This is a genomic window from Streptomyces milbemycinicus, assembly GCF_002154605.1.
Taxonomy (GTDB): domain Bacteria; phylum Actinomycetota; class Actinomycetes; order Streptomycetales; family Streptomycetaceae; genus Streptomyces; species Streptomyces milbemycinicus.
On the sequence record NZ_MUNE01000020.1, the window covers coordinates 1 to 17,411 of the forward strand.

Here is a 17,411-nt window from a genome sequence, read left to right on the forward strand (position 1 = left end):
CCCCCGCCTCCCGTCACTCGTCCCGCCGTGACTCGTGCGCGATGATGCACGCCTGCCAGTGGGCCAGCGCCTCGGCCTTGCCCCCGCCCCCTTCCTCCGCCACGGCCAGCAGCGCGTCGGCGGCCATCGCGGCCAGCCGGACGGCCACTCTGCACACATCCCGCCGCTCCAGCGGGTCCAGCAGGGCGACGGCCCCCTCTCCGTCGTCGGCGAGCGCGGCGGCCACGATGGCCATGGTCGTACGGTCGCATTCAAAGGCATCCACGCCGACCAGACTGCCCCGATGCGCCCCATCCGGAACCCGGCACGAGCCAACCGAGGGATCCGCCGGGCGCGCGGGGTGCGCGCGGGCCGGGTTTCGCGTGCGCCTTAGGCGGGCCGGGTGGCGGAGGGGTCGTAGCGGAAAATCGTGTACTCGATCCGCCCGATGACCTTCGTCCTGCTGGTCCGCCGGTAGAGCTCGGGCGGCCGGAAGATGTTGTCGTCGTAGATGTCCGCGCCCGGCTCCAGGTTCCAGCTGGCGGTCGTGCCGTTGCGCGCCCCGCCCTCGAAGTAGATGTTGGTCATCATCCCCATGCGGCTCATCATGCGCGCGCCCGCCGCCGTGCGCAGCCCGCGGGGACCCGCGGGCTCCCGCGGGATAGGATCACCCGCGCCATGCGGATGAACACCACCCACACCAGCTTTGTCGCCGTCGGCGACTCCTTCACCGAGGGCATGTCCGACGGACTGCCGGACGGCTCCTACCGGGGCTGGGCCGATCTGCTCGCGGCGCGCCTCGCGGCCCGCACCCCCGGTTTCCGTTACGCCAACCTCGCGGTGCGCGGCAAGCTCATCGGGCAGATCGTCGACGAGCAGACGGAGCCGGCGGCGGCGATGGGCGCGGACCTGGTGACGCTGGTCGGCGGGCTGAACGACGTGCTGCGGCCCAAATGCGATGTGGAGCGGGTCTGCGGGCTGCTGGAGGAGGCCGCGGGGCGGCTGGCGCCCAGCTGCAAACAGCTGGTGCTGATGCGCAGCCCGGGGCGGCGCGGGCCGGTGCTGGTGCGGTTCCTGCCGCGGATGGAGCGGCTGTTCTCCTTCATCGACGAGCTGGCGGCGCGGCACGGCGCGATCGTCGTGGACCTCTTCGCCTCCGAGGCGCTGGGCGATCAGCGGATGTGGGCGGACGACCGGCTGCACCTGAACACCGAGGGGCACCGCCGGGTGGCCGAGGCCGTCTGGCAGGCGCTGGGACACGAGCCGGAGGCCGACTGGAACGCGCCGCTGCCGCCCGCCGTACGGCCCGGCTGGGTCGCCCGGCGCACCTCGGACGCGCGCTTCGCCCGCGAACACCTCGGGCCGTGGATCGGCCGACGGCTGACGGGCCGCTCCTCGGGCGACGGGCTCCCGCCGAAGCGGGCCGAGCTGCTGCCGTACGAGGGCTGAGCCGCAGCTTGACCGGGGCTGACCCGCAGCCGGCCGCGGCTCGCCATGACCACCGCGCTGGCCTGCGTATACGCCCAGTAGACTGTCTGCCCGTGACTGGTAAGCCGCGCATCCCGAACGTCCTGGCCGGCCGCTACGCCTCGGCGGAGCTGGCCGTCCTGTGGTCCCCCGAGTACAAGGTGACGCTGGAGCGGCGGCTGTGGCTCGCCGTGCTGCGCGCCCAGAAGGACCTCGGGATCGAGGTGCCGGACGCCGCCCTCGCCGACTACGAGCGGGTGCTGGAGACCGTCGATCTGGCCTCGATCGCCGAGCGTGAGAAGGTCACCCGGCACGATGTGAAGGCGCGGATCGAGGAGTTCAACGCGCTCGCCGGGCATGAGCACGTCCACAAGGGCATGACCTCCCGCGATCTGACCGAGAACGTGGAGCAGCTGCAGATCCGGCTCTCCCTGGAACTGGTCCAAGGCCGTACGGTCGCGACGCTGGCCCGGCTGGGGAAGCTGGCCGCCGAACACGCCGAGCTGGTCATGGCCGGGCGCTCACACAACGTGGCGGCGCAGGCCACGACCCTCGGCAAGCGCTTCGCGACCGCGGCCGACGAGCTGCTGGTGGCCTACGGGCGGCTGGAGGAGCTGCTGGCCCGCTACCCGCTGCGCGGTATCAAGGGCCCGGTCGGCACCGCGCAGGACATGCTGGACCTGCTGGGCGGCGACACGGTCAAGCTGGCCGAGCTGGAGCGGCGGATCGCCGGGCACCTCGGCTTCGGGCAGGTCTTCACCTCCGTCGGCCAGGTCTACCCGCGCTCGCTGGACTACGAGGTGGTCACCGCGCTGGTGCAGCTGGCCGCGGCCCCCTCCTCGCTCGCCAAGACGATCCGGCTGATGGCCGGGCACGAGCTGGTGACTGAGGGCTTCAAGCCCGGCCAGGTCGGCTCCTCCGCCATGCCGCACAAGATGAACACCCGCTCGTGCGAGCGCGTCAACGGCCTCGCCGTGATCCTGCGCGGCTATGCCTCGATGACCGGCGAGCTGGCGGGCGACCAGTGGAACGAGGGCGATGTGTCCTGCTCGGTGGTGCGCCGCGTCGCGCTGCCGGACGCCTTCTTCGCCTTCGACGGGCTGCTGGAGACCTTCCTGACGGTGCTCGACGAGTTCGGCGCCTTCCCCGCCGTCATCGCCCGTGAGCTGGACCGCTACCTCCCCTTCCTCGCGACGACGAAGGTGCTGATGGGGGCGGTGCGGGCCGGGGTGGGCCGCGAGGTGGCGCACGAGGCCATCAAGGAGAACGCGGTCGCCTCGGCGCTCGCGATGCGCGAGCAGGGCGCCGAGCGCAACGAACTGCTCGACAAGCTCGCCGCCGACGAGCGGATCCCGCTGGACCGCGGCCGGCTGGACGCGCTGATGGCCGACAAGCTGTCCTTCACGGGCGCGGCCGCCGACCAGGTCGCCGCCGTGGTCGCCCGGATCGAGGAGATCGTCAAGCGCCACCCGGAGGCGGCGGCGTACACGCCCGGGTCGATCCTCTGACCTGGCCGGACACCCCGCGATGACCCCCGCCGAACTGGAAGCCGCCCGCGACCGCCTCGTGCCCGACGTGGTCGCGGACGGCCTCCGTGTGCTCTTCTGCGGCATCAACCCCGGGCTGATGACCGCCGCGACCGGCCACCACTTCGCCCGCCCGGGCAACCGGTTCTGGCCCGTCCTCCACGCCTCCGGCTTCACCCCGCGCCGGCTCCAGCCGTCCGAACAGCAGGAGCTGCTGGGGTACGGCCTGGGGATCACCAATGTGGTCGCCCGCGCCAGCGCGCGGGCCGATGAGCTGAGCGACGAGGAGTACCGCGAGGGCGGGCGGATCCTGGCGGAGAAGGTCGCCCGGCTGCGCCCGCGGTGGCTGGGCGTCGCCGGGGTGACCGCGTATCGGGTCGCCTTCGGCGACAAGCGGGCCAAGATCGGCCCGCAGGAGCGCACCATCGGCACGACCCGGATCTGGGCGCTGCCCAACCCCAGCGGGCTCAACGCCCACTGGACCCTGGCCACGATGGCCGAGGAGTTCGGCCGGCTGCGCACCGCCGCGTACGCCGACGGTGGCGGCTGACGGCCGACCGGCGACCGTCGGCTGACGGCTGACGGCTGACGGCTGACGGCTGACGGCTGACAACAGCGGTTCAGCGCACGCCGGCCTCCCCTATCGCCGCGACCAGTTGCAGGGGCAGTTCACGGTCCCCCTGCCCTATCCCGAGCCCTATCCAGCGCCCGTCGGTCCGCCAGCCGTACACCCGCCCCACATAGCCGCACAGCGACCGCAGCGGCTCCGGCACCGGCTCGCCCATGGCGTCGCGCTCCAAGTGGTCGGCCAGGTCGAGGACTTCGGGCTGGCCCCAGCGTAAGGACAGCACCTGGACCAGCGCCCGCAGCTCGGCCTCGAACTCCTCCTCGACCTCGATCAGGCGCTCCAGATCCGCGTCCCAGAAGTCCTCGCTGACGCGGAGGTCGGCGACATGGAAGCCGGGGCCGCCGGCCACGGCCCCGACGACACCGCGCCGGTCGGGGAAGTCCCGGGCGCGCAGCAGGTCGATGATCGCCAGATGGTCCGCCGTGCTGGTCATGACTTCATTAAACAAGCGAGGTCTGACAAGCCAGGTCTGACAAGCGAGGTCCGACAGCCAAGGGGCGACAGTCGGGCGGGGCGGGGCAGTTGGCCGCCCGTCAGGCGTCCCGGCGCTCGACCGCCAGCCGGCCGCAGAACACCGCGGCCGCCGCGTACAGCGCCAGCACCCCGAGCCCCGTCCACGCGCCCAACGGACCCTCGGGCGCGGTGTGCAGGACCTGCTGACCGGCCTGGTCGGGGAGGAACCTGGTGGCGGATGTGGCGCCGAACACCGGGGAGAGGAAGGTGACGATGGGCACGACCACCGCCAACGTGCCCACCGAGCTGCGCAGCACGGCGGCGACGCCCGAGGCCAGCACCGTCAGCAGGGCGAGATAGATCCCGCAGCCGACCGCCGCGCGCAGCGCTCCCGGGGCGTTCAGGCCCACGCCCTTATCACCGAGCAGCGCCTGGCTGACGAGCAGCGACGCGAATCCGGTGACCAGGCCGACGGCCAGGGCGCACAGGCCCACGACAGTCAGCTTGCACCCGTAGTACAGGCCGCGCCGGGGGACGGCGGCGAGCCAGACGCGGATGCCTCCGCCGGTGTATTCGTGTCCCACCGCGAGCACGCCGAAGCTGACGGCGGCGATCTGCCCGAAAGCCAGGCCGAAGAAGGAGGAGAAGACCGGATCGAAGTCGCTCCGCTTGCCATCTTCGGTGGCGCTCACCAGCGCCGAGATGGCGGTGGTGGCCACCGGACCGCCGAGGAGGGCGATCAAGAGGGATCGCAGGGTGCGGATCTTCATCCACTCGGAGTGCAGCACCGCTTTGACTGACATTGACTCTCAAACCTCCTGCTTCGCTGTGTTAGCCGCCGTGTACTCCGCCTCGTCCGCGGTGAGCCGCAGATACGCCTGCTCCAAGGACGCCTTGTCGTCGGCCAGTTCGAGGAGCGGGATGCCGTGGCGGGCGGCGAGCGTGCCGACCTCCTCCGGTGTGGCCCCGTCGACCGCCCAGAGGTCCGGCCCGTCCGGTTCCGCGGTCAGCCCCGCGCGGGTCAGCTCCGAGCGCAGCCGCTGCGGCTCGGTGGTGCGCACCCGTACCCGCGGTCGGCTGTGCTCCTTGATGAACGCGTCCATGGACATATCGGCGAGCAGCCTGCCCCGCCCGAGCACGACGAGGTGATCGGCGGTCAGCGCGGTCTCGGCCATGAGATGGCTGGAGACCAGGACGGTGCGGCCCTCCCCGGCCAGCCTTTTCATGAGCGTACGGATCCAGATGATGCCCTCGGGGTCGAGCCCGTTGGCCGGTTCGTCGAGCATCAGCACCGGCGGGTCGCCGAGCAGCGCCGCCGCGATGCCGAGCCGCTGCCGCATACCGAGCGAGAAGGTCCGGACGCGCCGCTTCGCGGCCGAGGCCAGCCCCGACTCCTCCAGCACCTCGTCGACCCGGCTCGCGGGGACGCGGTTGCTGAGCGCCAGGCAGAGCAGGTGGTCCCGGGCGGTGCGGGCGCCGTGGGCGGCGCCCGCGTCCAGCAGCGCGCCGACGTGGCGCAGCGGCTCGTCGTACGCGCGGTACGGGCGGCCGCCGACGGTCGCGGTGCCGGAGTCCGGCCGGTCCAGGCCGAGCACGATCCGCATGGTGGTGGACTTGCCGGCGCCGTTGGGGCCGAGGAAGCCGGTGACCCGGCCGGGTTCCACCCGGAAGGTCAGTCCGTCCGCGGCGCGCACCGCCCCGTAGTCCTTGGTGAGTTCATGTACGTCGATCGACGTCGCGGTGATCATGGTCTCCACGGTCCCGTGCCTGCTCGGCCGTGGCTTCCCCCGCGAGCGGGGTCGTGCTCCCCCGCGCGGGGGAGGGCGCGGAAGTGGGGGGCAGGGCACGATGGTCGACGTGTCGACATCGCCCACTGCCCTCACCGCCCTCACCGCCCTCGCCACCCGCGTCCCGCGCGCCGCACGGACCGTCGTCGCCCCGCTGACCCGGGCGGTCACCTATACGCGCTGGCTGCATCTGCTGATGGGGGCCGTGGTGGCGGCGGTGTGCGGTTTGGTCTACCCGGGGCTCTTCGGCCTCCGCCCCGCCGACATGCTGTGGCTGCCCGTGCTGCCGGTGCTGCCGCTGGTCGCCGTCGCGATGGTGCCGGCCACCCGGCTGGCGGAGGGGTTGCAGGCACGCCTGCTGCTGACCCCCGGAGAGCATGCGCGCCACCAGCAGGGCCACCTCGCCCCGAGGATCGCGGCCGCGCCGTCCGCGTCCTGGGGCGACCGGGGGCGTACCGCGCTGTGGCTGGTCCTGCGGCTGGAGGCGGGCTGTCTGACGGCGCTGCTGAGCGTCCAACTGCCCGCCCTGACGGGGGCGCTGGTCTCCGCGGCGTCCCAGGGCACATCCACGGTGGTCATGGGCGTACGGATCGGCGGCCACCACTGGTGGTACGCGCTGCTCGCCCCGCTCCCCCTGGCCGCCCTGATGGCCCTGGTCGTGGCCGCCGGGAGCCTGATGACGGCGGCCGCGACCCGCCTGCTGGGCCCGTCGGCCGCGGAGCGGCTGGCCGCGCTGGAGGAGCGTACGGAGCGGTTGCTGGAACACAACCGGCTCGCCCGCGAGTTGCACGACTCCATCGGACACGCGCTCACGGTCGCCGTGGTGCAGGCGGGCGCGGCGCGGGCGGCGGGCTCGGCGGAGTTCACGGACCGCGCCCTGGCCGCGATCGAGGAGACCGGGCGGCATGCGCTGGAGGATCTGGAGCGGGTGCTGCGGCTGCTGCGCGAGGACACCGCGCGGGGCCCGGCCGACCGCCCCGGCCTCACCGACGCCGAGCGCCTGCTGGAGTCGGCGCGGGCGGCGGGCTCGACGCTCGACGCGAAGGTGTCCGGCCCGCTGGAGGAGCTGCCCGGCCCGGTGTCCCGCGAGGGCTACCGCATCCTCCAGGAGGCGCTGACGAATGTGTTGCGGCACGCGGGCCCGGTGCCGGTGGCCGTACGGGTCGATGTCGCCGCGGACACGGGGTTGCTGCGGCTCGACGTACGCAACCCCCTGCCGGGCCCGGACCAGAGCCGTCCGGGCGAGACGTCCGTCGGCACGGGCCTCGGCAGCGGCCTGCGTGGCATCCGCGAGCGGGCGGCGCTGCTGGGCGGCGAGGCGGAGGCGGGCCCGTACGAGGGCGAATGGCGCCTGAGCGTGACCCTCCCGGCGGACCGGAGCCGCGCGCACACCATGGCCTGAGGGACATTGACTGGCCGAACGCACACCGGCAAACGCGCATTAAGGTGATCTGGTGTCGATCAGCGTCCTCCTCGTCGACGACGAGCAGCTGGTGCGCGCCGGGTTGCGCGCGATCCTGGAGTCCCAGCCGGACATCCGGGTCATCGGCGAGGCCGCCGACGGCGCCTCGGTGGTGCCACTGGTGCGGCAACTGCGGCCGGACGTGGTCGCGATGGACGTCCGGATGCCACTGCTCGACGGCATCGAGGCGACCCGCGCCGTGCTGCGGGCGGTCCCCGACCCACCCCGGATCCTGGTCGTCACGACCTTCGAGAACGACGAGTACGTCTACGAGGCGCTGCGCGCCGGCGCGGACGGCTTCCTGCTCAAGCGCGCCCGCCCCGCCGAGATCGTGCACGCGGTGCGCCTGGCCGCGGAGGGCGAGTCGCTGCTGTTCCCGGCGGCCGTACGGTCCTTCGCCGCGGCCCGCGGCGGCAACAAGCGCGCCCGCGAGGCGATGGACCGGGCGGCGCTCACCGAACGCGAGGCGGAGGTGTTGCGGCTGATGGCCCGCGGCCTGACGAACGCCGAGATCGCCGGCCATCTCGTCATCGGCGCCGAGACCGTCAAAACACACGTCAGCGCGGTGCTCGCGAAACTGGGCGCGCGGGACCGCACCCAGGCGGTGATCGCGGCGTACGAGTCGGGGTTCGTGGTGCCCGGCTGACGGGACTCTCGCCGCGCCCCCGTCCAGCGGCTACGATCCGGCAGACACGCACAGTAGGGAGGCCCACGTGGGGCGGCTCACCGGCGGGGATCCGTCCCTGCTGCGGCGCATCAACTCCGCCGTCGTCCTGCACGCGCTGCGCGCGGCGACCGTCTCCCCCGACGTCCAGGACCCCGGCGACGGCACGGACCCCGACGGCGGGGCCAATCGCGCCGACGACCGTGGCGCCGACCGCGCCGACGACCGTGGAGCGGACCGTGGCGCCGACCGCGGGGTCGACCGGGCAGCACCCGGCTGCGCCACCCTCACCGATCTGACCCGGGTGACCGGCCTGTCCCGCCCCACCGTCGAGGGCGTGGTCGAGGGGCTGACCGCCGACGGCCTGGTGGTGGAGGTGCCCGCGGAAGAGGGCGGTGTCCGCCGCCAGGGGCGCCCCGCCCGGCGTTTCCGCTTCCGGGCAGAGGCCGGCCATCTGCTGGGCGTCGAGATAGGCGCCCACCGCGTCGGCGCCCTGCTGACGGACCTCGACGGCCGTCCGCTCGGCTCCACGGTGCGGGAAGTGTCCGAGAAGGCGTCGGCCGACGAGCGCCTGGACCGGGTCCGTACCGCCGTCGCCGACCTGCTGCGCCGGGCCGGCGTGGCGCGCTACTCGCTGCGGGCGGTGGGTGTCGGCAGCCCGGGCATCGTGGACGCCGACGGCACCGTCCACCTGTGTACGGCCCTCCCCGGCTGGACGGGTCTGCGCCTCGGGGAGCGGCTGCGGCGCTCCTTCCGCTGCCCGGTGCTCGTCGAGAACGACGCCAACACCGCCGCCGTGGCCGAACACTGGAAGGGCGCGGCCGTCGGCTCCGACGACGTCGTCTATGTCGTGGCGGGCCTGAGCCCCGGCGCCGGCTCGCTGATCGGCGGCCGGCTCCACCGCGGCTTCGGCGGCGCCGCGGGCGAGATCGGCGCCCTCCATCTGCTGGGCCGCGAGGCCACCCCGGAAGAAATGCTCTCCACGACCGGCGAACCGCTCAACCCCCTCGACGAGGACCAGGTCGCCCGGGTCTTCGCCCTCGCCCGCGCCGGGGACACCCGCGCCCGCGCGGCCGTCGACCGCTTCATCCGCCGCCTCGTCCACGATGTGGCGGCCCTCGTCCAGGCCCTCGACCCGGAGGTCGTCGTGGTCGGCGGCTGGGCCTCAGGGCTCGACGGCATCCTCGACCCCCTGCGCGACGAACTCGCCCGCTATTGCCTCCGCCCGCCCCAGGTCGCCCAGTCCCTGCTCGGCGAGGCGGCCGTGGTGACCGGCGCGCTCCGGCTGGCCCTCGACCATGTGGAAGAGGAGCTTTTCGCCGTGGAGTCCACGGTCACCACCCGCCGCGGGGGGCGCTGAGTCTCATCGGCGTACGGTGGTGGCCGTGCTGGATTCCCGAGGAGGGGCGATGGGCGGGACCTGGGCAGGGGTGCGGGAGCGTGTGCTCGCGCTGCGCAAGGCGCCGCGGTGGTGGGCGGTGTTCGGCGCCGACTTCCCCGACCACGGCCACAACTTCGAGCTGCTGCCCGTCCTCACCGAGGAGCAGTTGGGGGCGGTGGAGCGGCGGCTGGGGACCGAACTGCCCGAGGAGTACCGTACGTTCCTCCTGGAGGTGGGCGCCGGTGGCGCGGGCCCCTACTACGGGCTGTTCCCGATGAAACCCCCCGGCCCCGACACTCCGCCCGCCACCGGCCACTGCGCGCTGCCGTTCCGCCCCGAGCTCTCGGCCGAGCTCGACGAGCACATGTGCGCCGAGCCGCGGGGGACCGACGGCCAGGACGACGACACCTTCGCCGCCACCTACGCCGCCTGGGACGCCCGCCACGACGAACTGCTCGACGCCGTGACCGAGGGCACCCTGTGCATCAGCGACCAGGGCTGCGCGTACTACTCGCTCCTCGTGGTCACCGGCCCCCTGAGCGGCACCATGTGGGACGACATACGGGCCCTCGGCGAGGGCGTCGCCCCGGTCGAACCGCGTGGCAGAACGGGGCATGTGTCGTTCGCGGAGTGGTATCTGGACTGGCTCGACCACGCGGAGCGCCGCGCCTGGGACGAGACGACCGAGCCCCCGCCACGCCTCAAGTTCGCCTCCGACCGGACCTGACTCGAGCGGCCTTGCGCCGCGTGGTCCACAGAGCTAACCTACAACCAAATGGTTGTAGATGAATCGACCGACGAGACCGTGGACCGCCTGTTCCACGCGCTGGCCGACGCCACCCGGCGCAACATCCTCCACCGCTGTGTACGGGGCGAGCTGTCGGTGTCACGGCTGGCCGAGGTCTACCCCATGAGCTTCGCCGCGGTGCAGAAGCATGTGGCGGTACTGGAACGGGCCGGGCTGGTCACCAAGCAGCGCCGCGGACGGGAGCAGCTGGTGCGGACCGACCCGGAGGCCATAGTCCGCGCGCGGCAGGTGCTCGACGAGCTCGAGACGGCCTGGCGCGGGCGAGTGAACCGGATGGCCGGCCTGCTCGCCGAGGACTCCGACCCCCAGGACAACAACCCGACGGAAGGACGAGACCGATGAGTGTCACCAGCCTGGACAAGGACTTCGACAGTCTGACCCTCACCCTGATCGCCGACTTCACCGCGCCGGTCGAACGGGTGTGGCGGCTGTGGGCCGACCCGCGGCAGCTGGAGCGCTGGTGGGGACCGCCGACCTACCCGGCCACCATGGAGCAGCACGATCTGACCCCGGGCGGAGAAGTCGCCTACTTCATGACCGGCCCGGAAGGCGATAAGCACCACGGCTGGTGGCGCATCACCTCGGTCAACCCGCCGACGTCCCTGGAGTTCACCGACGGCTTCGCCAACCCGGACGGGACACCGGCCGCCGACATGCCCACCACCACCGTGCAGGTGCTGCTGACCGAGACCGACGGCGGCACCCGGATGGAGCTGCGCTCGGCCTACGACTCCCGGGAGCAGATGGAGCGGATGCTGGAGATGGGCATGGCCGAGGGCCTGCAGCAGGCGGTCGGCCAGATGGACGCCCTGCTCGTCGACTGACCCGGTACGGCCCGATCCGATCCGGCCTCGCAGTCGCCCACGTCGAAGACAGGTAGACCAGCATGGCACACGATCCCGACGCGGATCTCGCCCCGGCGGCCCCGGGCCTGCCTTCGGCCACCGGCAGCCGGAGGATGGCCTGGGCGGCGATGCCACGCGGGCTGACCGCGCGGATCGAGCGGCTGCTCGGCAGCCCGGTGGCCACCGCTGTCAGCCAGCCGGGCGGGTTCTCCGAGGGGCTGGCCGCCCGGGTGCGACTGGCGGACGGCCGACGCGCGTTCATCAAGGCGGCGAGCTCGTCGACGGCGCCGGCCGTGGCGGACTTCCACCGCCGGGAGATCGCGGTCTCGCGGCGGCTTCCCCCAGAGGCGCCGGCGCCACGGCTGCTGGAAGCCTACGACGACGGCACCTGGGTGGTCCTGGTCTTCGAGGAGATCCCGGGACACCTACCCGCTCAGCCGTGGCGGCCGGACGAGTTGGACCGGGTGATCGCGGCAGTCACCGATATGGCGACGGCACTGACGCCATCACCCGTCGAGGCGGCGATCCTGAGCAAACCGCGCCTCGGCGGGTGGCCGGCCCTGGCCGAAGACACCGCCGCCCGGGCCAAGGTTGAGAAACTGTCACCGTGGGCGGCCCGCCACTTCGATGAACTCGCCGCCCTGGAAGCGAACGCCTCCCTGGACGGCGACACACTTCTGCACGGAGACCTGTACCCGTTCAACATCATGCTGACCGCGGACCGGGTGTTCGTCGTCGACTGGCCGCACGCCTGGATCGGGCCCCGTCACTGCGATCTCGTCACGCTGCTCTCCAGCGCATCCCTCAGTGGCGTGGATCCACAGCCGATCGCCGAGAGCCACCCGCTGATACGCGCACTCGACCGCGTCCACGTCGACTCGGTGCTGGCGGCGCACGCCGGTTTTCTGCTGCGCTCCGCCGCCTCGGCCGGACCGGGCACCGATCGCAACATCGTGGCCATGATGACCGCATTGGGCCTCGCCTCGCTGCGCTGGCTGGGACGGCGGCTTTGAGGCGGTGCGGGGCGGCCCGGCCGGTGGCAGGATTTATTCATGACCGACACCTGGGAAGTGACCTGCCGTTCTCCCTGGAAGCGCCCCCTGTGGTTCTTCGTCGGGCTCGGGGCGGCCGGGGCGGGCCTGGCCGTGGTGCGCTTGGTGTTCTGGGGCGGGCGCTGGGATGTGGTGTGGTCGGCGGGCGGGCTGGTGCTCGCGCTGGTGGGCATCGTCTCGCTGCGCGGTGCCACCGCCCGGGTGAGCGCCGACGCGCACGGCCTGCACACGCGGACGCTGCTGCGCCGCCGGAGCGTGCCGTGGGGTGACGTCGCCGACCTGCGCGTACATCTGAAGTACACGAACACCCCCCGGGCCCAGGAGACCCGTCGCATCAGCCTGCTGCTGCGCGACGGGCACAAGCGGCTGCTGCCCCTGCCGCGGAGCTGGTCGCCCCAGGACCCGGACTTCGACGCGAAGCTGGAAGCGCTCCGCGCACTGCACCGCCGCTACGGAGCCCCGGAGTCGGACCACATCCCCGTCGTCTCGCACCGCACCGCCGGGCGCGGCTGGGCCGGGTCACTGAGCCTGTGTGCGCTGCTGGTGGCGGGCGCGGGGGTGGCCGCGTGGTTTGTGCCGGGGATGGTGTCGGACGAGCGGGCGTGGCGGTCCGCCACCCCGTGCACCGCCCGGACGCCCGCCACCGAGCGCGACACATGCCTGACAACTCTGCCGGCCGTGATCGCGCGGACCGACGTCAACGGGCTCAAGCAGCCCAGTTGGCTGTACTTCACCGGCAGTCGGCCACTGGAGCGGCTTGAGGTGTCGAGCGATGCGGCCGAGGATTTCGAGGCCGGTGACAGAGTCCGGCTGACCGTCTGGCGCGGCCAGGTGCGGGAGGTCGCCGGAGCGGGCCATATGTGGCGCGAGCATATCCCCGCAGCGGGTGAAGTGGCCGTCATGGCGGCCGTGTTCGTCCTCGCCGCGGGCTACCCCGGAGCCCAGGTGCTGCTGCGGCTGCGCGGGCGCCGGCTTCCGGATGACGAAGTCCTCCCGTCGGCCGTACCGTTCGCGGCAGCGCTCGCCGGTACGGCCCTGTGGTTGCTGCCGCTGTGCTATCTCCACCCCACGACCCTGCTGGCCTCCCCCGGCTCGATCATCTGGGCGGCCACGGGCTCGCTGGTCACGGTGGGCCTGTTCATCTGGGCCTGGCGCGCCACCCGGGTCCGTACGCCCGCAGCGGCCGACGTCACCGAAGGTGCCGCCGAGACCCAGGTCACCGATGGTGCCGCCGAGCAGGAGACGGAGGCGTTTCTGGCCGCCCGCTTCCTGGAGCACACCGACTACAACCCGCATGGCTTCGGCACCCATATCGTCCTCGGCGGCGGCCCGCCCGCGGTGACACCCCACCCCGGCCCGGGACGGTTCGCGGCGAAGCGGATACCGGTGGAACGGCTCAGCGTCGCGGGCGTACGGCGCGCCCGGGGCAGCGATGGCGACACCGTCCCCCGGAGCTGGCACATCGCCGAACTCGACGACGCGGGCGAGCCGGTGCGCCTCACGGCCGCCCCGGACGATCTGGTCCGTATCATCCGCGAGCTGGGCCCCGCGAAGGCCCGGTAGCGGTCAGCTCGCCAGGAGTTCCACGGCCGGACCGTCGCCGAAGGTGAGGCGGCAGGTGTCGGCGCGGTAGGTGGCGACGGCCACGGCGACCGTGTGGCCGGCCGCGGTGTAGCGGGTGGTGACCACGAGGACGGGGGCGCCGGGCAGCCGGTCCAGTTGCTTGGCGTCGTCGGCGCGGGCGGAGCCCAGTTCGACGGACTGCTCGCGGCCTTCGAGCGCGACGCGGCGCAGTTCGCGCAGGACCGCGCGGGCGCGCGGGGCGCCGGGCGGGGTGTCGATGGCGGTGAGGCCGGCGACGGAGTCGGACGGGACGTAGAGGAGCTCGGCGGCGATCGGCTGGCCGTGGCTGACACGGGTCCGGCGCACGGTGTGCACCAGGGTCCCGGGCGGTACGTCGAGGAGCCGGGCGACCGCGGCGGGCGGTTCCGCCTCTGTGCTGTCGACGGGCTGCCAGGCCGCGTCGTCCGCATCCTCCCAGCTGTGGGCCCGGTCGCCGACCGCGACGCCCATACGGGGCGGGGCGACGGTGGTGCCGACGCCCCGGCGGCGCTGCAGCCTGCCCTCCAGCTCGAGCTGTTCGAGGGCCTGCCTGAGGGTGGCGCGGGCCACGCCGAAGCGGGCCGCGAGCTCACGCTCGTTGGGCAGGATCTCACCGATCGCGAACTCCGAGTCGAGCGCTTCGCTGAGCACGGTCTTCAGGTGCCAGTACTTGGGCTCCGGCACCGTTTCGAGCTGCGTGGTCCCCACCCTGTCCTCCACAACAGATCCGCGTGCTTGATATGTGTGTTTCTTTATTAAAGGTTGTTGCAGTATCTAGTGCGACGATAAGGCGGCGCCCCGCCTTGGTCAAGACCAATCAACGGGCCGCCTAGGATGCCGCCATGACCTCAGACTCCTATCTCTCCGGGCTGTTCTCCCTGAACGGCCAGGTCGCCGTGGTGACCGGCGGCAGTTCAGGCATCGGCCGCGGCATCGCCGGGGCCCTGGCGCGCGCGGGTGCGAGCGTTGTCGTCGTGGCGCGCAGGGAAGCGGAGCTGACCGCCACGATCGAGGAACTGAAGGCGGATGGCTGCCGTGCGGCCTGGGTGAGCGCCGATCTGAGCACGCGTGACGGAGTGCGCGCGGCGGCCGAGGAGGCGGTCGCGGCGTTCGGGGAGCCCGACATCCTCGTCAACAGCGCCGGGATCAACCTGCGGCCCCCGATGAGCGAGCTCGGCGAGGACGTGTGGGACACCACGATGGCGGTGAACCTGGAGGCGCCCTATCTGCTGGGGCAGCGGTTCGGCCCGAAGATGGCCGAACGGGGCTTCGGGCGGATCATCCACATCACCTCCCAGCAGGCGCACCGGGCGTTTGTGCAGAGCGGCGCGTACGGCGTCTCCAAGGGGGCGTTGGAGTCGCTGGCCCGGTCACAGGCCGAGGCGTGGTCACCGTACGGCGTCACCTGCAACACACTGGTGCCGGGGTTCGTGATGACACCGCTCAACACGCGGCTGTCCGCCGACCCCCAGCAGGTGGCGGCGCTGGCCGCGCGCACGATGGTCGGGCGCAACGGCCTGGCCGAGGACTTCGCGGGCGCGGCGGTGTTCCTGGCGAGCCGCGCCTCGGCCTATGTCACCGGGCAGGCGCTCTTCGTCGACGGCGGGCTGTCCGTTCACTGACCGCCGTCGCCGGGCCGCAACTCCGTCAGGTGTGTCAGCTTGTCGGGGTTGCGCATGATGTAAACGGCCTGGATCCGGCCGTCGGCGACATCGAGGGAGACGGCCGCGTCGGGCCGGCCGGCCGAGAACAGGATCATCGCGGGGCCGCCGTTGAGCTCGGTGAAGATCAGCTCCGGGTCCGGGACGGCGATGTCCTGGCCCACCGCCGTGAGGAAGCGGGCGATCTTGTCCGCCGTCTCCATGATCCGCAGCGGCGCCTTGGACTTGCCGTCGGTGTCGCCGATGAGGCGGACATCGGGCGCCAGCAGGGCGAGCAGCCCCTCGAGGTCGCCGCCCTGCGCGGCGGCCAGGAAACGCTCCGTCAGATCGCGGCGCTGCCGCTGGTCCACCTCGAACCGCGGCTTGCGCTCGTCCACATGGCGCCGCGCCCTCCCGGCCAGTTGCCGCACCGCCGCCTCCGTACGGTCCAGGGCGGTGGCGATCTCCCCGTACGGAAAGCCGAAGGCCTCGCGCAGCACGAACACCGCGCGCTCCAGCGGGGAAAGCGACTCCAGGACCACGAGCACGGCCAGCGAGACGGACTCGACGAGCACCGCGCGCTCGGCGGTGTCCGGGACGGTGTGGCCGAAGTCGGTGGCGATCGGCTCGGGCAGCCACGGGCCGACGTACGACTCGTGGCGGGCCTGCGCCTGCCGCAGCCGGTCGATGGCGAGCCGGGTGGTGATCCGTACGAGATAGCCGCGGGGTTCCCGCACCGCCTCGCGGTCGGCCCCGGACCAGCGCAGCCACGCCTCCTGGACGACGTCCTCCGCGTCCGTCACCCGGCCCAGCATGCGGTAGGCCACTCCGGTCAGCAGGGAGCGGTGCTCTTCGAAGACGTCCGTCGCGGCCTCGGCCGCGGTGTCAGAAGTGGCCACGCGGCCATCATCCCACCCGGCCGGGGCCTGGCCCGCACCGGGTCTACCCAGGGGTAACACCTGCTGACATCCTGTCTCGTAACTCACCGCGTGAGTACGCGAGTACGCCTGTCGCCCGGAACCGACGAGGAGCCGCCCTATGGCCGCCACCATCACCTTCCCCATCGACACGCCCACCGGGCCGCAGCCCGCGCGCGTCGTCTACGAGCGGCGCGGCACCGGCCGGCCCCTGGTGCTGCTGCACGGCATCGGACACCACTGGCAGGCCTGGGAGCCGGTGCTGGACATCCTCGCCGTCGAGCGCGAGGTGACGGCCGTGGACCTGCCCGGCTTCGGGGAGTCCCCCGCGCTGCCGGACGGCGTCGGATACGACCTGGACGACATGGCACCGGTGCTCGCCGCGCTGTTCGAAGCGCTCGACCTCGACCGTCCGGACATCGCGGGGAACTCCCTCGGCGGGCTGCTCGCCCTCGAACTCGGCCGCCGAAAGCTCGTACGGTCGGTCACCGCGCTCGCCCCGGCGCGGTTCTGGAACGAGGCCGAACGCCGCTACGCCTTCGGGGTGCTGACGGCCATGCGGGTCGCCGCCCGGGCGATACCGCTGCCGCTGGTCGGCCGGATCGCGCGGACGGCGGCCGGGCGAGCGGCGCTGACCGGCACCATCTACGCCCGGCCCGGGCGGCGTTCAGCCCAGGCGGTGGTCGCCGAGGCGCGGGCCATGCGCGAGGCGACCGGGTTCGAGGCCACCCTCGCGTCCGGGCGCGGCGTCGTGTTCGCGGACGACGTCCCCGATGTGCCCGTCACCATCGGCTGGGGCACCCGCGACCGAGTGCTGCTGCCCCGTCAGGGTGTCCGGGCCAAGCGTACGATCCCCGCCGCCCGGCTGGTGCGCCTCCCCGGCTGCGGCCACGTCCCCATGAACGACGACCCGGCCCTCGTCGCCCGCGTGATCCTGGACGGGAGCCGCTGACCCCACCAGGTTCGAGCCCAGGGCCACGCCCAGGGCGACCAGGAGGCTCCCGGCCGCCTGCGCCGGGCCGTAGCCGCCCGTGCCGACGAGCGGTGCGGTCGCGGCGGCGGAGACCGGGATCAGGCCCGAGAACAGCGTGGCCCGCTCGGCGCCGATCCGCTGGACGCCGACGTACCAGCACACGAAGCCGACGACGGTCACCACGGCCGCCTGCCACAGCAGCGCCACCGTCTCCCCGCCGTCCGGCG

At 73.0% G+C, this 17,411-nt stretch carries 20 protein-coding genes and 1 pseudogene; 13 read left to right on the forward strand and 8 right to left on the reverse strand.

Annotation, left to right across the window (positions count from 1 at the left end; genetic code table 11):
• Nucleotides 1-13: 13 nt before the first annotated feature.
• A complete protein-coding gene (locus CCN51_RS01510) occupies nt 14-235 on the reverse strand; it encodes a hypothetical protein (RefSeq protein ID WP_014181418.1) in 222 nt (73 codons plus the stop codon).
• A gap of 134 nt (nt 236-369) precedes the next feature.
• Nucleotides 370-576 (reverse strand): hypothetical protein, encoded by a 207-nt coding sequence (locus CCN51_RS01515; RefSeq protein ID WP_014181417.1) that lies wholly within the window; start codon nt 574-576, stop codon nt 370-372.
• Nucleotides 577-657: 81 nt separating this feature from the next.
• Here CCN51_RS01515 and CCN51_RS01520 point away from each other — a divergent pair, with 81 nt between their 5' ends.
• The 3 genes from CCN51_RS01520 to mug all read left to right on the forward strand — a co-directional run bounded on the left by CCN51_RS01520 (nt 658) and on the right by mug (nt 3,522).
• Nucleotides 658-1,428 (forward strand): SGNH/GDSL hydrolase family protein, encoded by a 771-nt coding sequence (locus tag CCN51_RS01520; protein WP_014181416.1) that lies wholly within the window; start codon nt 658-660, stop codon nt 1,426-1,428.
• 92 nt (nt 1,429-1,520) lie between these two features.
• Nucleotides 1,521-2,954 (forward strand): adenylosuccinate lyase, encoded by a 1,434-nt coding sequence (purB, locus tag CCN51_RS01525; RefSeq protein ID WP_014181415.1) that lies wholly within the window; start codon nt 1,521-1,523, stop codon nt 2,952-2,954.
• A gap of 19 nt (nt 2,955-2,973) precedes the next feature.
• Nucleotides 2,974-3,522 (forward strand): G/U mismatch-specific DNA glycosylase, encoded by a 549-nt coding sequence (gene mug, locus CCN51_RS01530; protein WP_086859189.1) that lies wholly within the window; start codon nt 2,974-2,976, stop codon nt 3,520-3,522.
• A 70-nt stretch (nt 3,523-3,592) separates the two neighbouring features.
• Here mug and CCN51_RS01535 read toward each other — a convergent pair whose 3' ends face one another.
• The 3 genes from CCN51_RS01535 to CCN51_RS01545 all read right to left on the reverse strand — a co-directional run bounded on the left by CCN51_RS01535 (nt 3,593) and on the right by CCN51_RS01545 (nt 5,801).
• Entirely contained in the window at nt 3,593-4,033 is a 441-nt protein-coding gene (locus tag CCN51_RS01535; protein WP_014181413.1) for a hypothetical protein, read from the reverse strand.
• 100 nt (nt 4,034-4,133) lie between these two features.
• On the reverse strand, nt 4,134-4,856 hold the full coding sequence (locus CCN51_RS01540) for an ABC-2 transporter permease (protein WP_014181412.1): 723 nt from the start codon (nt 4,854-4,856) through the stop codon (nt 4,134-4,136).
• Between the two features lie 6 nt (nt 4,857-4,862).
• Nucleotides 4,863-5,801: an ATP-binding cassette domain-containing protein gene (locus CCN51_RS01545; RefSeq protein ID WP_043492417.1), complete on the reverse strand. Its 939-nt coding sequence runs from the start codon at nt 5,799-5,801 to the stop codon at nt 4,863-4,865.
• A 100-nt stretch (nt 5,802-5,901) separates the two neighbouring features.
• On the opposite strand from CCN51_RS01545, the gene CCN51_RS01550 reads away from it, so the two are divergent.
• From CCN51_RS01550 to CCN51_RS01585, 8 genes are all read left to right on the forward strand, one after another.
• On the forward strand, nt 5,902-7,242 hold the full coding sequence (locus tag CCN51_RS01550) for a sensor histidine kinase (RefSeq protein WP_014181410.1): 1,341 nt from the start codon (nt 5,902-5,904) through the stop codon (nt 7,240-7,242).
• Nucleotides 7,243-7,294: 52 nt separating this feature from the next.
• Nucleotides 7,295-7,948, forward strand: a complete 654-nt coding sequence (locus CCN51_RS01555; RefSeq protein WP_014181409.1) for a response regulator — start codon at nt 7,295-7,297, stop codon at nt 7,946-7,948.
• Between the two features lie 67 nt (nt 7,949-8,015).
• The gene (locus CCN51_RS01560) at nt 8,016-9,326 is read left to right on the forward strand and encodes an ROK family protein (protein WP_014181408.1); all 1,311 of its coding nucleotides are present in this window, start codon (nt 8,016-8,018) and stop codon (nt 9,324-9,326) included.
• 25 nt (nt 9,327-9,351) lie between these two features.
• Nucleotides 9,352-10,074 (forward strand): SMI1/KNR4 family protein, encoded by a 723-nt coding sequence (locus CCN51_RS01565; RefSeq protein ID WP_143675702.1) that lies wholly within the window; start codon nt 9,352-9,354, stop codon nt 10,072-10,074.
• Nucleotides 10,075-10,122: 48 nt separating this feature from the next.
• Entirely contained in the window at nt 10,123-10,497 is a 375-nt protein-coding gene (locus CCN51_RS01570; RefSeq protein WP_043488060.1) for an ArsR/SmtB family transcription factor, read from the forward strand.
• On the forward strand, nt 10,494-10,979 hold the full coding sequence (locus tag CCN51_RS01575) for an SRPBCC family protein (protein ID WP_014181405.1): 486 nt from the start codon (nt 10,494-10,496) through the stop codon (nt 10,977-10,979). Before CCN51_RS01570 ends, CCN51_RS01575 begins: the two co-directional genes overlap by 4 nt.
• A 62-nt stretch (nt 10,980-11,041) precedes the next feature.
• Nucleotides 11,042-12,013 (forward strand): aminoglycoside phosphotransferase family protein, encoded by a 972-nt coding sequence (locus CCN51_RS01580; protein WP_014181404.1) that lies wholly within the window; start codon nt 11,042-11,044, stop codon nt 12,011-12,013.
• A gap of 39 nt (nt 12,014-12,052) precedes the next feature.
• Nucleotides 12,053-13,615, forward strand: coding sequence for a PH domain-containing protein (locus CCN51_RS01585; protein WP_014181403.1), 1,563 nt, complete (start codon nt 12,053-12,055; stop codon nt 13,613-13,615).
• Between the two features lie 3 nt (nt 13,616-13,618).
• Here CCN51_RS01585 and CCN51_RS01590 read toward each other — a convergent pair whose 3' ends face one another.
• Nucleotides 13,619-14,362 carry a GntR family transcriptional regulator gene (locus tag CCN51_RS01590; protein WP_014181402.1) on the reverse strand — a complete coding sequence of 248 codons (744 nt, stop codon included), beginning with the start codon at nt 14,360-14,362 and terminating at the stop codon, nt 13,619-13,621.
• A gap of 134 nt (nt 14,363-14,496) precedes the next feature.
• Here CCN51_RS01590 and CCN51_RS01595 point away from each other — a divergent pair, with 134 nt between their 5' ends.
• Nucleotides 14,497-15,276: an SDR family NAD(P)-dependent oxidoreductase gene (locus CCN51_RS01595; RefSeq protein ID WP_014181401.1), complete on the forward strand. Its 780-nt coding sequence runs from the start codon at nt 14,497-14,499 to the stop codon at nt 15,274-15,276.
• On the opposite strand, the gene CCN51_RS01600 is transcribed toward CCN51_RS01595, so the two are convergent.
• Nucleotides 15,270-16,193 (reverse strand): RNA polymerase sigma-70 factor, encoded by a 924-nt coding sequence (locus tag CCN51_RS01600; RefSeq protein ID WP_014181400.1) that lies wholly within the window; start codon nt 16,191-16,193, stop codon nt 15,270-15,272. The two genes, CCN51_RS01595 and CCN51_RS01600, sit on opposite strands and share 7 nt — an antisense overlap.
• Nucleotides 16,194-16,332: 139 nt before the next feature.
• Here CCN51_RS01600 and CCN51_RS56875 point away from each other — a divergent pair, with 139 nt between their 5' ends.
• Nucleotides 16,333-17,163, forward strand: coding sequence for an alpha/beta fold hydrolase (locus tag CCN51_RS56875; protein ID WP_014181399.1), 831 nt, complete (start codon nt 16,333-16,335; stop codon nt 17,161-17,163).
• 30 nt (nt 17,164-17,193) lie between these two features.
• On the opposite strand, the pseudogene CCN51_RS59110 reads toward CCN51_RS56875, so the two are convergent.
• Nucleotides 17,194-17,391 (reverse strand): annotated as a pseudogene (locus tag CCN51_RS59110) (EamA family transporter); the annotation flags it as partial.
• Between the last annotated feature and the right edge of the window lie 20 nt (nt 17,392-17,411).